General features: G+C 69.7%; 2 protein-coding genes. One reads left to right on the top strand and one right to left on the bottom strand.

The genetic code is table 11. From position 1 onward, the window contains the following. Position 1: 1 nt before the first annotated feature. Positions 2-973, top strand: coding sequence for an alpha/beta hydrolase (locus tag CAL12_RS11065; RefSeq protein ID WP_232464780.1), 972 nt, complete (start codon positions 2-4; stop codon positions 971-973). Here the strand turns inward: CAL12_RS11065 and CAL12_RS28790 are convergent. Next, positions 968-16,903 carry an amino acid adenylation domain-containing protein gene (locus CAL12_RS28790; RefSeq protein WP_086064520.1) on the bottom strand — a complete coding sequence of 5,312 codons (15,936 nt, stop codon included), beginning with the start codon at positions 16,901-16,903 and terminating at the stop codon, positions 968-970. The two genes, CAL12_RS11065 and CAL12_RS28790, sit on opposite strands and share 6 nt — an antisense overlap. Positions 16,904-16,906 lie beyond the last annotated feature (3 nt).

Below are 16,906 nucleotides of genomic sequence, written 5' to 3'. Positions count from 1 at the left end.
CGTGAGCACGCTGCAGCCCGACCTGGCGGCCTTCCTGGACATGGTGGCGGCGGGCGCGGGCCGCCCCATGCACACGCGCACACCGGAGCAGGCGCGGGCGGACTACGACGCCGCCACGCCCATGCTGGATACGCCCGGCTCGCCACGGGTCGAAACCCGCTTGCTGAACACGGCGCGGCGGGACGGCGGCCGGCTGCCGATGCGCCTGTACCTGCCGACGGGCGGCGGCGCCTTGCCGCTGCTGCTGTTCTTCCACGGGGGAGGCTACTGTGTCGGCGGCCTGGAATCGCATGACTCCCTGTGCCGCGACCTGGCTGCATTGACGCCGTGCGCGGTGCTGGCGGTGGATTACCGGCTGGCACCGGAACATCGCTTTCCCGCCGCGGTGGAAGATGCCTGGGATGCCTATCGATGGGCGCTCGGCAACGCCGGGGCACTGGGATGCGATGCGTCGCGCGTGGCCGTGTGCGGCGATAGCGCGGGTGCCACGCTGGCCACCGGCCTGGCGATCGCATCGCGCGATGCGGGCCTGGCGCCCCCCACGGCGCAGGTGCTGCTCTACCCCTGCACCAGCGCCGACGAGGATTTCGATACGCGCCGCCGCTATGCCACGGGCTACCTGCTGGAGGCGGACACGCTGCGCTGGATGTACCGGCATTACCTGGGCGATGCCGGCGACGCGCGCGACTGGCGCTTCGCGCCGCTGGAGTGCCGGGACCTGTCGGGGCTGGCGCCGGCCCATATCGTCCTGGCCGAATGCGACATGCTCACCGACGAAGGCCTGGCTTACGGACAACGCCTGCGCGATGCCGGCGTACGCGCCGAGTGCGTGGTGTATCCGGGCATGGTGCACGATTTCGCGCGGCTGGGGAACATCGTTCCCGAAGCCATGCAGGTACGCCGCGATATCGCGGCGTGGTTGGCCGCCGCGTTCGCGCCGGCCCAACCACGCTCGGATTCCCGTTCCTTATAAGTCCTCCGCCACAAGTGCTGCTTCGGCGTCGTCGTCGGCGGCATCGCCGTTGTCGCATGCCATCGCCAGCACGGCGGCCAGCTGCTCGCGCAGTCCGGCGGCGCGGATGATGGCATAGTGATCCGCGTCCAAGGTGCGATGGACCACGCCGGTCGCGTGGCCCAGCTGCGCCGACAGCGTCCACCGTTGCACGGGATCGCGGTCCGCGCGCCACCAGCACCATGGACGCGCGCGCACCTTGCCGACGGGACCGGCCTCCAGCGACAGGGCCTGCAGGCGACGCGCCACCAGGAAGATGCGCGCAAGCTCCTGGGCGCCCAAGGCCGCCTGGCCGGCCGTCGAGCCGTCCAGCAGATCGCGCAGGCGCGACGCGGCTGCCTCCTGCGTCAATTCAGGCTCGCCGGCAAGGTCGATGGCGGCGGTGCGATCGCGCGGAATATCGGGCACCATCAACCGCGCATAGGCCGGCAGGTCCTCGCGCCAGTCGCGCAAGGGATCCTGCTCCAGCCCGCTGACGTAGGGATCCACCAGGCCCAGAAAGGCGACGGTTCGGCCTTGTGCTTCCAGGCGTTGCGTCATCATCGCGGCCAGCGTGCCGCCCAGCGACCATCCCAGCAGGTGGATGGGGCCTTGCGGCTGCGCCGCCACGACCATGGCGCAATAATCGTCGGCCATCTGCGACAGGGAATGGTCCAGGTGGGCGTCGTCCAGCAGCATGCGGCACGGCAGGCCGTATATCGGCTGGATGCCGTCGAAATCCCTGGCCAGCGGCTGGTAGTCGTAAAGCGTGCCCATGCCCGCATGCACGCAGAACAAGGGCGCGCGCGTGCCCTGGCCGCCGTTCAGCGGAACCGGCGCCGGCGGCTGGATCTCGTCCAGGCCCAGCAGGCCGGCGATGGTGGGCTGGCGCATCAGGTCGCGCAGCGTGAACGTCAGGTCCGGGTGGGCCAGCGCGCGTACGCGGCTCAACATCTTGAGGCTCAGCAGCGAATCGCCGCCCAGCTCGAAGAAGTTGTCGGTCTGTCCCACGCGGGGGGCGTCCAGTACGTTTTCCCAGATGGCGGCAAGCTGGCGCGCGGCGTCGGTGGACGGCGCCACGAATTCCCGCTGCGCCGCCGCGCCGGGCGCCGGCAGGGACTGCCGGTCCAGCTTGCCGCTGATCAGGCGCGGCAAGCTGGGCAACACCGTGATGGATGCGGGCACCATGTAGTCCGGCAGTTGCGCGGCGAGCTGCGTGCGCAGGCGGGCTGCCAAGGCATGGGCGCCGGGGGTGGTGATGCCGGTGGTGCCGGTAGCGCCGGGGGTGCCGGGAGTGCCGGTACTGGCGCTTTGTTGGCCCGCGCCGATATAGGCGGCCAACTGCGTCCCGGACGGTCCCTGGTGCACCACGACGGCGGCCTCTTCCACGCCCGGCAGCGCCAGGATGCGCGACTCGACTTCGCCCAGTTCGATGCGGAACCCGCGGATCTTGACCTGGTTGTCGCGCCGGCCGATGTACTCCACATTGCCGTCCGGCAGCCACCGCACCATATCGCCGCTGCGATACATGCGCGAGCCCGGATCCCCGAAGGGATCGGCGACAAAGCTTTCCGCGGTCAGTGCCATGCGCCCCAGATAGCCCCGGGCCACGCCGTAGCCGCCGATGTATAGCTCGCCGACGTGCCCGACCGGCACCGGCCGCAGGTCCGCGTCCAGCACGTACAGCTGCCGCTCGCCCACCGTCTTGCCGATGGGTGCATAGGCGCAATCGAAGCCGGCGTCGGCCGGCGTTTTCCAGATCAGGGGCGTCACCACGGTCTCGGTGGGACCATAGCCGTTGATATAGCTGCGCGCCGGCAGGTGCGTACGGACCCGTTCGTAGACCGCGCGCGGCATCGCCTCGCCACCGAACACGTACAGGTCCATGGTCGGCGCGTTGCCATGCAATGCGGCATGTTCCGCCATCTGCGCCAGGTAGGCGGGCGGGAAGGCGCCATTGGTGATGCCGTAACGGCGCAAGGCATCCAGTGATTCCTGCGCGGTCCAAAGGTCCTGGCCGCGCACCGCCAGGCGCGCTCCGGTCGTCAACGTCGTCAGCCATCGTTCATGCGCGCCGTCGAACGAGAACGACATGAACAGCAGCTCGCGCGAATCCGGCGTCATGCCGTAGATGCGCGCCGTGGCCTGGCAGTGCATGGCGAGCGGACCGTGGCTGACCGCCACGCCCTTGGGCTTGCCGGTGGAGCCGGACGTATAGATGATGTAGGCAAGATTGTCCGGCGACAGGCGCACGCGTGGTTGGGTGGACGGCGGGCCGGGCGGCTGGGTGGAAGGCTGTCCGGACGGCTGGCCCGCGGTGATCGCGGCATCGCAGGCCAGCACCGGCACGCCGATGCGCGACAGATGGGCCGGCGCCGATGACGCGGCCAGCAGCAGCGCCATGCCGCTGTCGCGCGCGATGTAGGCCAGGCGGTCCTCGGGATGATCCAGGTCCATCGGTACGTAGGTGCCACCCGCCTTGAGGACTGCCAGGAAGGCCACCACGATGTCGAGCGAACGCGGCATCGCCACGCCGACCCGGACTTCGGGGCCGATGCCCGCCCGCACCAGGCGATGCGCCAGGCGGTTGGCCGCCGCGTCGAGGGCGGCATAGGTGTACGCGCCGTCATCCATGACCACGGCCAGGGCATCCGGTTGCCGCCGCGCATGCGCGGCGATCAGCTCATGGACGTAGCCCCGTTCGCCGGCGGGCGGCTGACCGGCGTCGCGGCCCCAGTCCCGCAGATGGCCGAGCGCCGCTTCGTCCAGCCACCCCAGGTTGCCCACGGGCGCCCGCGCATCGCGCTCGATCTCGCGCAGCAGCTGCTCCATCTGGCGCCGCAGGTCGAGCACCATGGCCTCGGGCAGCGTCGCCGTGGCGTAGCAGTACTCCAGTTCGATTTCGTCGGTGGCGACGACCTGTATGTCCATGACGTAGCCGGTCAGCCCGCCGCCGTGGCTGTCCTCGAAGCGCAGTCCGTAGCGTTCGCGGCCCTTCAAGGTGCGGTCGACCGGATAGTTCTCGAACACGATGATGCTGTCGAACAATGGCCGGCCGGAAGACCCGGCCCACCGCTGGATGTCCGCCAACCCGGCATGCTCGTGTTCGCGCAATCGAAGGTTTTCCGCCTGCAGGTCGCGCAGGAAGTCTCCCACCGTCCGCGACGGTGCCGCGCGGACGGGCACCGGTATGGTGTTGATGAACAGGCCCAGGATGTCCTCCACCCCTTCCAGGGCGGCGGGACGCCCCGATACCGTGGCGCCGAACACGACCGTGTCCTTGCCGGCGCAGCGCTGCAACAGCAGTCCCCAGGCTGCCTGGATCACCGTGTTCAGCGTGACGCGCTGGGACTGGGCGAATTGCCGCAGGCTGGCGGTGCGCGCGGCGTCCAGGCGGGTGTAGATGCGCGCATAGCCTTCCGCGCCCGGTTGCTGGCGAGCGCCGGGGCACTGCCCCAGCAGCGTCGGACCGTCCAGGGACCGCAGCGCCTGCTGCCAGAAGCGCTCGCTGGCCTGGCGATCCTGGCCAGCCAGCCATCGCACGTAGCGGCCGTAGGCCGGGCCGGCGGGCGGCAGCGGATCGCCGCCGTAGGCGCGCAGCCACTCGCCCATCAGGCGCGACGCGCTCCAGCCGTCCAGCAACAGGTGATGGTGCGTCCAGATCAGCTGATGGGTATCGGCGTCCAGGCGGATCAGGGCCAGGCGAGATAGCGGCGGGCGCGCGAGATCGATGGCTTGCGCCTCGGCTGCCGCGTGGGCGGCCAGTTGCTCCGGCAGATCCGGGCGGCCGCGCCAATCGAGGACGCGGACCTGGGGGTCGACGTGGCGATGGACAATCTGCAACGGGCGGTCCATGCCGGCTTGCCACAGGAAGGAGGTGCGCAAGGTAGGATGGCGCGCCACCATCGCCGCCCATGCGTCGGCCAGGCGTTGCGCGTCGGCGCCGTGCACGCGGACGCTGATCTGGTTCACGTAAAGGGCTTTGCCGTTCGCCTCGATCGAGTGGAACAGCATGCCTTCCTGTGTCGGCGAAAGGGAGTGGACATCTTCGATGCCGGCATCGGCCAGGCCCAGCGTCGCGGCGGCGGGTGTGCCGGGGTGATCGGCCAGGGTCTGGCGGACGGGCGGGTTCCTGGAGGCCATGCCCTGCGACACGGCGGTCGACATACCAGGGGCCGGCGCGGCTGCGGCCGGCGGCACTGGCGCGTCGAAGCCGTGCGTGGGCACAGGCACGGGCATGGGCACGGCGTCGTTCGCCAGTTCGGCGATGGTCTGGTGCTCGAATACCTGCCGGGGGGTGAGCCGCAGCCCGGCTTGCCGTGCTCGCGCGACGATCTGGATGCTCAGGATCGAGTCGCCGCCGACTTCGAAGTAGTTGTCGTGGCGACCGATTTGGTCGATGCCGAGGACGTCGCGCCAGATGGCGGCCAGGGTTTCTTCCGCCTGGCCTTGCGGGGGTTCGTAGGGGTCCGTGACGGTGAATTCCGCCTGGGGGAGTGCTCGGCGATCGAGCTTGCCGTTGGCTGTGACCGGGAGCTTGTCCAGCAGGACGAAAGCGGATGGGACCATGTAGGCGGGCAGGCTGCGCTCCAGGGCTTGCCGCAATTCGGCGGCGTCCAGGTCTGCTGGCGTGACGTACGCGACCAGCCGCACGCTGGCGGTGCTGGCGGTGCCGGCGGTGCCCACGGTGCTGGCGACCCCGGCATTACCGGCATTACCTGGGCCCGGTGGCGCGCCCGCTTGCGCCAGGACCGCTGCCTGTTGCACGCCGGCTTGCGCTTGCAGCTGCGCTTCGATTTCACCGAGTTCGATGCGCTGGCCGCGCAGCTTGACCTGGTGGTCCAGGCGGCCGAGGTATTCGAGCTGGCCTTCATGGTTCCAACGTGCCAGATCCCCGGTGCGATAGAGCCGCAGTCCTGTCCCGTAGGGATCGGCCACGAAGCGATCGGCGGTCAGGCCCGGTCGGTTCAGATAGCCCCGACCCAGGCCCGTGCCGCCCAGGTACAACTCGCCCGCCACGCCCGGCGGGACTTCGTTCAAGTTTGCGTCAAGGACATGCGTACGCAGGCCGGCAATCGGGCGGCCGATGGGCACGCCTGTGCCGCTGGCGTTCGCGCAATCCCAGGACGTGACGTCGATGGCCGCCTCGGTCGGGCCGTACAGGTTGTGCAGCTCCGTATTCGGAAACAGGGCCTGGAAACGGCCGCATAGTTCGGCCGGCAATGCTTCGCCGCTGCAGAAGACGCGGCGCAGCACCTGCCGGGCCGCGTCCAGCACGGGCACGTCGCCGGCCGGCGGCGTTCCCTGGCCACGCGACGCGTCATGGCCCTGCCGGGCGTCACTGCCCTTCACCGTGGCCACCTGCGATTCGCAGTGGGCAACGAAGGCGTGCAGCATCGAGGGCACGAAGTGCAGCGTCGTGACGCCGTGATCGACGATGCGCGCCAACAGCCGCTCGGCATCGCGATGCTCGCCCACGCCGGCCAGCGCCAGGCGCGCGCCTGTCATCAGCGGCCAGAAGAACTCCCAGACCGATACATCGAAGCTGAAGGGTGTCTTCTGCAATACCACGTCGTCTTCGCCCAGGCCGTAGGCCTGCTGCATCCAGGCCAGGCGGTTGCCCAGGCCGATGTGGCGGTTGGTGGCGCCCTTGGGCTTGCCGGTCGAGCCGGAGGTGTAGATCACGTAGCACGCCTGCTCGGTGTGCACCGGTACGTCGGGGGTGTGGTACGGCTCGCCGGAAAGGTCCAGCGTGTCGACCTCCAGGACCGCATCGGTCCATGACCGCACGCGGTCCGACAGCCACGATTGCGTCAACACCAGCGCGGGCGCACTGTCCTGGACCATGTAGGCCAGCCGGTCATCCGGATACTCCGGATCCAGCGGCACATAGGCCGCGCCGGTCTTGAGCACCGCCAGAAGGCTGACCACCAGCGACGGATGCCGATGCGCGGCGATCGCCACGCGTCGCTCAGGCCCCACGCCCAACGACATCAGCCGATGCGCCAGCCGGTTCGACTGCCGCTCCAGTTCCGCGTAGGTCAGGGTCAACGTGCCGCCCGCACTACCCTGCTCATCCACCGCCATACTCACCGCGACAGCATCCGGCGTGCGGGCCGCCTGCGCCGCGATCACGGCGTGGACGGGCCGGTCCCGCCATCCCGCCAGTGCCTCGGCGAGCGGCCCGCCGACCATCCACGAACGCAATGCATCGCCTTCCTGGTCCGCCAGCAATGCCAACGTCCCCAGACCCGCTTCGCCATCGGCCGCCAACAGCGACAGCGTCCGCAGCAAGCGACGCCCCAGCATTTCCGCTTCCGCATCGCCGAACGACAGCCGGTCATGCCCCAGGCGCAGATACAGGTGGTCCCGATGCGAGACGACCACCGTCAACGGATAGCTGGTCTGCTCCGTCGTCGCCAGTCCGCTGAATCGCACGTCGCCGGGCAAGGGTTGGGCCAATGCCTCATCGACGGGGTAATTTTCGAACACCAGCAGCGTGTCGAACAGGGCCTGTCCACCCAGGCCTGCCCAGCGTTGTATCGCATACAGCGGCGTATGCTCGTGCTCGCGCGCGGCAACGTTGCCCGCCTGGAGTTCGCGCAGCCAGTCTCCGACCGTCTGCGTCGCGCGCAAGGGCACCAGGACGGGCAGCGTGTTGATATACAGGCCGAGCACGTGCTGCGCCCCCGCCAGATCATCCGGGCGGCCCGAGGTCGTCGCCCCGAAAGCCACCGTGTCCTGACCTGTATGCAGGCTCAACACGAGCGACAACGCGGCCTGCACCAGCGTATTGAGCGTGACACGTTCGCGCCGCGCGCAGGCCGCCAGCGACTGGGTCGCCGCATCGTCCAGGTCCAGGGTCCAGCTGCCATACCGGTCCTGCTCCGGCTGCATGTCTGGCGCGAGCCGCGCGGCGGATACGGTTTCCGCCAGCAAGGTCGGCGCTTGCAGTTGGCGCAATTGCCCGGTCCAGTAGGCCTCGGTGGCTTTCGCGTCGCGGGTGGCAAGCCAATGCAGATAATCCTTGTAGCGTCCAGCGGGGCGCGTGACCACCCTGCCGGCGTATTCGCTGAGCACTTCACCCAAGAGTTGGGAGATGCTCCATCCGTCCATCAACAGATGATGGTGGGTCCAGATGAAGTGATGGGTGTCGTCGTTCACGCGCACCAGCAGGCAGCGCATCAGGGGCGGCTTTGTCAGGTCGAAGCCGGCCGCGCGTTGGGCGGCCGCCAGGGCGTCCAATTGAGTGGCCACGTCGCTCGCGGCGCCGCGCAGGGTCAGTTGTTCGAAGGGCAGCCGGGCCTGGCGGGCGATCCATTGCAGGGGCGCGCCCGCGCGAGTGACGAAGCCGGTGCGCAGCACGTCATGGCGGGCCACGGCGGCGTCCCAGGCGGCCTGGAAACGCGCCACGTCCAGGCCGCGCACGTCGACGCGCAGCTGGTTGATGTAGGGTTGATCGGCAGCGGCGGGGGCCGTGCTCGTGGCTGCCGTGCTCGTGGCTGCCGTGGTTGTGGCTGCCGTGGTGGTGGCTACCGTGCTGGTGGCCGCCGTGCTGGTGGCTGCCGTGCTACCGGCCGCGGCGTCGTGTTCATAGACGGCGTGAAACAGCATGCCGGCCTGCATGGGTGTGACCGGGTAGATATCCTGCCACTGGCCGACCGGTGCCGGAATAGGCAGCGCGTCCAGTTCGGCCTGCGTCAGTCGCGCCAGCGGGAAATCCGAGGGCGTGACGCCCTGCGCGCCGCCGGTGCAATGCGCGATCACGGACGACAGCGCCTGCGTCCAGCACGCGGCCAAGTCGCGCATGGTCGATTCGGCCCACTGCCCGCCGCTGTAGCCCAGGTCCAGTGTCAGCCGGCCGTCATAGACGCGGCCGTTGATGGTCAGCGCGTGCGACAAGGGCGCGCTGTCCAGTTGGCCGGCGCCTACGTCTTCGGCGGCGACACGCCAGTCGCCGCCAGCGCCCACGCCGGCGTCGAACTGGCCCAGGTAGTTGAAGAGGATAGGCGCCTGGGGCGCGCGCGCCAATGCGTCGCGGACGGATGGGTCGCCCCATTGTTTCAGCACGCCATGGCCCATGCCGTTGCGCGGAACGCCGCGCAATTGTTCCTTGGTGCGACGGATCAGTTGTTCCGGTTCGCCGTCCGTCTCCAGGACGACCGGGTAGATGCTCGTGAACCAGCCCACGGTGCGGGTGACGTCGGGCGCCTCGGGCTCCACCCCGCTCTCCCGACCGTGGCCTTCCAGGTCGATGCGGACCGCACGCACGCTGCGCCATTGCTTCAGGGCCGCGGCCAGGGAGGCCAGCAACAGGTCGTTGACCTGCGTACGGTAGGCGGCGGGCGCCTGCCGCAGCAGGGAGTGCGTCTGCTCGCGGGTCAGGCTGAGCTGGATGCGTCGTTGGTCGCATAGCCGCGCCGCGGCGCCCGCGTGGTCCGGCGTCGGGAAGTCGCCTGCGGGCTGGTTCAGCCAGTACTGCGCGTCGGGTAGGTGCGCGGCGGCTTGCTCGCGCAGATAGCGCGCCCAGGCACCGTAGCTGGCCGTGCGTGCGGGCAGCGTCGGCGTGGACGTCGTGTTCGAAGGCGAGGTTGAGGTCGAGGTCGAGGTCGTCGCCTGCTCATAGGCCAGGCGCAGGTCCTCCAGCAGGATGCGCCAGGACACGCCGTCGATGGCCAGATGGTGGACCACCAGCAGCAAACGCCAGCTTCCGTCGGCCACCTGCATGCGCACGGCGCGCAGCAAGGGGCCGTCGGTGATATCCAGGCTGGCCTGCGCCCGCGCGCAGTGCGCCTCGATCTGCGCGGCGTCGCGCGCGGGCACGTCCCAGACGGGCACGTCCCAGACGGGCACGTCCCGGATCTCGGCAGCCGTATCGGCTTGGGCGTAGCGCTGGACCCAGCGGCCATCCGCTTCGCGCCGGTAGCGCAACCGTAGCGCATCGTGATGCGCCACCACGGCCGCCAGGGCGGCCCGCAGCGCGTCGATATCGATCTCCGCGTCGCTGCGCAGCAGTACCGCCTGATTCCAGTGGTTGTGCGTGGGCAGCGGCTGTTCGAGGAAACTGGCCTGGATGGGCAGCAGTGGCACTTCCTGGCCTGGCACGGTCTCAGCCCTGGCGTCTTCTTGACGCGCGGCGTCGGCGGAGGCGTCGTCGGAGGCGGCATCGGATGACGCGCCATCGGAGGACGTGCCCGCGGCGGACGTGCCCGCGGCGGACGTGCCAGCGGCGGGCGCGCCAGCAACGGAACGGCCCTGCCCGTCCAGGCGCACCGCCACCTCCGCCAAGGCCGCGATGCTCTGGCGTTCGAACATCTGCCGAGGCGTGACGCGCCAGCCCGCCTGCCGCAACCGCGCCACGATCTGCAGGCTCAGGATGGAGTCGCCGCCGATCTCGAAAAAATTGTCATGGCGGCCGAGCCGGCCGATGCCCAGCACCTTGCGCCAGGTATCGGCAAGGGCTTCCTCCACCGGCCCCAGCGGCGCCTCATGGTCCTGGCCGGACTCGAAACGTGCCCGGGGCAGCGCCTTACGGTCCAGCTTGCCGTTGGCCGTGACGGGCAAGGCGTCCAGCGCGACGATGGCGGCCGGCACCATGTATGCCGGCAGCTCCCGCTCCAATGCCTGGCGCAACATGGCGGGATCCAGGTTCGCGGGCGTGACATAGGCGACCAGGCGGGCGTGGTCCCCACCCTGGCCTTCCTCCGTGCCGGTTTGCGCCAGCACCGCGCACTGCCGGACACCGGCCTGCGCCAGCAAGCGCGCTTCGATTTCGCCCAGCTCGATCCGAAAGCCGCGGATTTTCACCTGCTGATCCAGCCTGCCCAGGTATTCCAGCTGGCCATCATGCGTCCAGCGCGCCATGTCGCCGGTGCGATACAGCCGCTCGCCATTGCCATCGGGATGCGCGACGAAGCGTTCCGCGGTCAGGCCAGGACGGTTCAGATAGCCGCGCGCCAGGCCGGCGCCACTGACGTACAGCTCACCCGGCACGCCTATGGGTGCCGGCGCCATCTCCGCATCCAGCACGCACAGGCCCAGGTCCGGAATTCCGATCCCGATGGGGCTGCTGCCGGTATCCGCATCGGCCAGCGTGATCGGCCGATACGTGACGTGCACCGTGGTCTCGGTAATGCCGTACATGTTGACCAGGCGGGGCGACTGGTCACCGAAGGCGGACATCCATGGCAGCAAGGCGCGCGGTTCCAGCGCCTCGCCGCCGAAGATCACCACGCGCAGCGCCAGGCCATGGCCGTCGGCGCGGCCCTGAAGTCCTGGCGCCTGCATCAGCTGCTGGAACGCCGAAGGCGTCTGGTTGAGGACGGTCACGCGCTGCGCGCGCAGCAGTTCGAGGAATTCGTCGGGCGAACGACTGACGTCGTGCGGGACGACGACCAGCTTGCCGCCGGTGCACAAGGCGCCGAATATCTCCCACACGGAAAAGTCGAAGGCATAGGAATGGAATAGCGTCCAGACGTCGCCCGATCCGAAGCCAAACCAGGGATCGGTGGCCGACAGCAGCCGACGCACCTGGCCGTGGCACAGCTGCGCGCCCTTGGGGCGGCCGGTGGAGCCCGACGTGTAGATGACGTAGGCGAGATTGGCATCGTCGACGACGACGTCCGGGTCATCGATGGCGGCGTCATCCGCCGGGTCCATGCAACGCGCGTGCACGCCGGTCCGATCGAAGCTGATGACCTGCGCGCCCGCCGGCAGGGCATCCTCCAGCCACGCCATGCCGGAGGCGAGCTCCGTTTGCAGCATCAGATGCGTCATGCCGCTGTCGCGCGCGGTATAGCGCAACCGTTCTTCCGGATAGTCCGGATCCAGCGGGACGTAGGCCCCGCCGGCCTTCAGGATGGCCAGCATGGCCACCACCATTCCGGCGGAACGCCGCGCCGCCAGGCCGACCCGGATTTCCGGGCCGACACCCGCGGCAATCAACCGGTGCGCGAGTCGATTGGCACGGGCATTCAAGGTCTCGTAATCCAGGACGTCATCGCCGCATGCCAGCGCGGGCGCATGCGGATGGCGGCGCACGGCCGCCTCGAAACGCCGATGGATGCCTGCCGGCGCCACGTCCGGACTGGCGGTTTCCCCACGCTGGCCGCCCCAGCGTGCCAGCCGCTGGAGCTCCGCATCCGCATTCAAGGGCGCGCGCGCGACGCGAACGTGGGCATCCCGCGTCATCTGCTCCAGCAGCGCCACATAATGCCGCCCCAGTTGTTCGATGGTACGCGGGTCGAACAACTCGCTGGCGTGAACGAGGTTGACGGCGATGCGGCCATCCGGCAGCTCCGCGGTATTGCACGTCAGCTCGAACTGGGCGGCCTGGCCACCGATGGGATAGTCCGCGATTTCCAGCCCGGGCAGCTCGCGCAGCGCGCCATAATCGGGACGCTGGTGATTGAACATGACCTGGAACAGCGGCGTCTGGCCGACCGCCCGGTCCGGCTGCAAGGCGTCGACGAGATGCTCGAACGGCAGGTCCTGGTGCGCCTGCGCCTGGCGCGCCGCGTCGCGCGTCGACGCGGCCAGCTGGTCCAGCGTGGTGGCCGGCGTGATCGTCGCGCGCATCACCTGCGTGTTGACGAAGAAGCCAATGATGGCTTCGGTGCCCTCGCGGTGCCGGTTGGCGATCGGGACGCCCACGCGGATGTCGGTTTCGCCGCAATAGCGGTGCAGCAGGGCCTGGAAGCCGGCGAGCAGCAGCACGTAGACGGTGGCGTCACGCTCCCGCGCCGTCCGACGCAGCGCCCGCGCCAGCGACGGTGGCAGGTCGAAGCCATGGCTGCCCGCACGATAGACGCCGTCGGCGCGGCGCGGCGCGTCAACGGGCAGGTGCAGCACCGGCTGTTCGCCGGCCAGTGCGTCCTTCCAGTAAGCCAGTTGCCGCTGGCCTTCGCCCTGCTCCAGCCAGGCGCGCTGCCGCGCCGCATAGTCGCCATAGTCCGCGTACTCGCCGGGAATGTCCGGCAGCCGCGGCGCCTGTCCCTGTGCGTAGTCGCGATAAAGCGAGGAAAACTCGTCGACCAGGATCTGCATCGACCAGCCGTCCGACACGATGTGATGCATCGCGATCAACAGCACGTGTTCACGATCGTCCAGCGTGATCAGGCCGACGCGCAGCAAGGGGCCTGTTTCCAGGTCGAAGGGCTCGGCGACCCATGCCTGGGCCACGTCGCGCGCCCGCGCGTCTCGTGCCTCGCGCGTGTCGCCTGATTCGAGCGGATCGCGCGAGTCGCGCGGTGCGGGCGGTTCGTGCCGCAGATCGCACTGGCGGATGACGACCCGCGCGGGTTCGAGCACCTCCGGCACGGCCAGGCCATCGGCCGTCGGACGGAAGCGCGTGCGCAGGCCGGTGTGACGCGCCGCCAGCGCATCGAAAGCGCGCGCGACGGCCGGCAGGTCCAGCGTCCCGCGCAAACGCATGGCGCCGCTGACGTGATACGCCGAGCTTGTCGGATCCATGCGCCAGAGAAACCATTGCCGCTGCTGCGCATGGGACATCACCGGCTGCTGGCGGGACGGCGCGGCCGGGCTGGCGTCATCGGCTGCTGGCGGCGTGTCGCGTGGACCGGCCTCGGCAATCGCCGCCGCCAGGGCTTGCAAGGTCTGGTGATCGAAGATCAATCGCGGCGCGATGCGCAGGTTCTTGCGCCGCGCGCGCGCCATCACTTTCAGGCTGAGGATGGAGTCGCCGCCCAGTTCGAAGAAGTTGTCCTGGCGGCCCACGCGTGGCACGCCCAGGACCTCGGCCCAGATCTCGGCCAGGGTTTCTTCCACCGACCCGACCGGCGCGTCGTCGGGTGTGGCGTCGGCCCGCCTGGGTTCCGGCAGGGCCCGTCGATCCAGCTTGCCGTTGGCGGTGCGTGGCAAGGCCGCGATGACGGTGAAAGTGGCAGGCACCATGTAGTCGGGCAGCAGCGCGGCCACGCTCGCGCGCAGCACGGACGGATCCGGGCCGCCCCCCACGTCCGTCCGGCCTTCCACATCCGTACGGCCTTCCACATGCGGATCGCCGTCCACGGCCGGGGCAGCGCGGCCGGCCGGCGTCACGTAGGCGTGCAGTTGCACGCGTCCGTCCGCTTCCGCGCGAGGGACGACCGCGGCGTCGCCCACGCCTTCGATGGCGCGCAACGCCGTCGCCACTTCAGCGGGCTCGACGCGATAGCCGCGCACTTTCACCTGGTCGTCGGCACGGCCCAGGAAGGCCAGGTTGCCATCGCGCAGGACCCTGACGCGATCGCCGGTGCGGTACATGCGCTGCGCCGGATCATGCGGGCAGGCGAGGAAGCGCTCCGCCGTCTGCCCCGGCCGCCCCTGGTAGCCGCGCGCGACGGCCGGACCGGAGATGTACAGCTCGCCTTCCGCGCCGGGCGGCACGGGATCCAGGTTGTCGTCCAAGACGCATGCGGACATGTTCGGCAAGGGGCGGCCGACAGGCACGGTATCTCCCTGGCGCGGCGCATCCGGCGCGACGGCCAGGGTCAGGACACCGACCGTGGTCTCGGTAGGGCCATAGTGGTTGAAGACCCGGCAGTCCGGGGCCAGGCCGGCGATGCGGTCGTACAGCGGCCAGCCCGTCGCCTCGCCGCCCAGCACCAGCGCATGGCGCGGCAGGACGTCGGCACCACGCGCGGACTGCAGCAAGGCCTGCAGATGGCCCGGGACGATTTTCAGCACGCCGATGCGGTGCTCCGCCATGTAGGCGGCGAAGCCGTCGGGATCGAACGCCCGCGCGGCGGAAATCATGTGCAGCGTGCGGCCGGCGCAGAGCGCGCCAAACAGCACCGTGTGGCCCAGGTCGGCGGCGACGGTCGACACCATGGCCATGCTGTCGGCGTCGTCCGGCAGCGCCAGCCGCGCGAGTACGCCTTGCACGTAGTTGTTGAGGGCGCCGCGACTGACGACGACGCCCTTGGGGGTGCCCGTCGAGCCGGAGGTATAGATCAGATATGCAGCCTGCGCCGGGTGGACCGGCACGGTCGTGCCCGGGTGTTCGCAAGGATGCGCATCCGCCCGCAAGTCAATGCGTGGCACATCGCCCAGCCAGTCCGGCGCCTGCGCCCCGCCCGCATCGCTCAACACGACGCATGCGCGGCTATCGCACAAGAGATGCGTAAGCCGTTCGGGTGGCAGGTCGGGATCCATCGGCACGCACGCCGCCCCGGCTTTCAGGATGGCCAGCAGGCCGATGACGAACTCGCAGCCACGGCCGGCATGCAGGCCGACGCGCGATTCGCCCGCCACCCCGGCGGCGGCCAGCAGCTCGCTCAAACGCCCGGCCGCCGCGTCAAGGTCGCGGTAGCTGATCGTGCGATCCTCCGCGCGCACGGCAATGCGTTCTCCGTGCGAGGCTACCTGGCGGGTCCAGAGTGCCAGCACATCGCTGTCGGGATATAAGGCGTGCTCGCCGGCGATGACCGGACTGGCATCGGCCCGCGCCAGCATGGACAGCGGCCGGCCGGCATCGGTGGCTACCGCGGCAGCGCAGGCCGACAAGGTATCGGCAAACGTCGCCACGGTGACGGCATCCCAGACGTCGGTGGCATAGATCAGCGCGCATTCGACGCACTCGCCATCCACCGTATAGTCCAGGCTCAGATCGAAATGCGCATGCTCCGTGGCGGCCGGCACGCCGCGCAGGACCAGATCGCCCAGACGGCCGTGCGCCATCGCGCTCAGGGAGGCCTGCTCGGTGCACTTGACCTGGAACAAGGGATTGATCCCCGCATCGCGTGGCACGCCCAGTTCCGATACCAGCAGGTCGTAGGGGCAATCCTGGTTGGCCTGCGCATCCAGCACCGTGGTCCGCACCGCCGCCAGCAAGGCGCGGAAATCGCGCCGCGTATCCACGCGGGTGCGCAACACCGTCATATTGGTCAGGTAGCCGATCAGGCCATGCGTTTCCGCGCGCGTGCGGTCGGCCACCGGAGAACCGACCGCGATATCGTCCTGGCCGCAATAACGCGACAGCGTCAGCTTCAGCAGGGCCAGCATGCACATGTAGAGCGAGGCGCCGGCATCGCGCGCATGGCGGCGCAGGCCGGCGGCGGTCTCGGGCGCCAGCGTGAAACGGCAGGCCGCGGCCACGCCATCGCGACGCCGCGGCCGCGGGCGGTCCAGGGGCAGGCGCAGCGTCTCGGGCGCGGGGTCGAGCACCGACTTCCAGTAGTCCAGCTGCGCCGGCAACCGGCTGGCCGCATACCACTCGCGTTGCCACAGGGCATAGTCGCCGAACTGGATGGGCAGCGGCGCCAACGCGGGCGCCTGGCCCGCCACGCGCGCCGCATAGCAACCGGCCAGGTCGTTCAACAGCACATCCTGCGACCAGCCATCGGCCAGGATGTGATGGACCACGATCGAAAGCCAGTGCGTGTGCTCATCCAGGCGGATCAGGCCGATCCGCCACGCCGGGGCGGCAGCCAGGTCGAAGGGCTGGTTGGCGAGCTCGGCGGCAATGCGTCTGGCCTGCGTCTCGCGTGCTTGCGCGGGCAGGCCGGACACGTCGAACGATGCCGCATCCCGCGCCGGCAGGAAGGTATCCGGCAACGTCTCCAGGACCTGCTGGGCGAGCTGGTCGTGATGCTCGACGAATACCGTTCGCAACACCGCGTGGCGGTCCGCCAGATCGGCCAGGGCTTGCATCAGCGCGGGATGATCCAGGCGCCCTTCCAGCGACAGCAGGCCCGCCATGTTGTAGGCGGGTGAATGCGGGTCCAGGCGCCACGTCAGCCACAGTCCTTGCTGGGCATGGGACAGGGGATAGCGCTCGACCGAGGGAAACGGCACGATGGGCAACGTGGCGATGTCGACGCCCTGCTCCGCCAGGCGCCTCAGCAATTCCGCCCGCGGCTGGGCATCCAGCCTGGCGATGCGCTGGGCGAGTTCGCGCGGATCGTATGCCATGTG

The organism is Bordetella genomosp. 8, assembly GCF_002119685.1.
GTDB lineage: Bacteria > Pseudomonadota > Gammaproteobacteria > Burkholderiales > Burkholderiaceae_B > Bordetella_C.
The sequence above is the reverse complement of the archived record's forward strand: the minus strand, read 5'-3'. Positions and strand labels throughout refer to the sequence as shown.

What these genes read in the sequence shown, in the direction of transcription:
- CAL12_RS28790 (WP_086064520.1), bottom strand. Translation starts at nt 16,903, where the DNA reads ATGGCATACGATCCGCGCGAACTCGCCCAGCGCATCGCCAGGCTGGAT.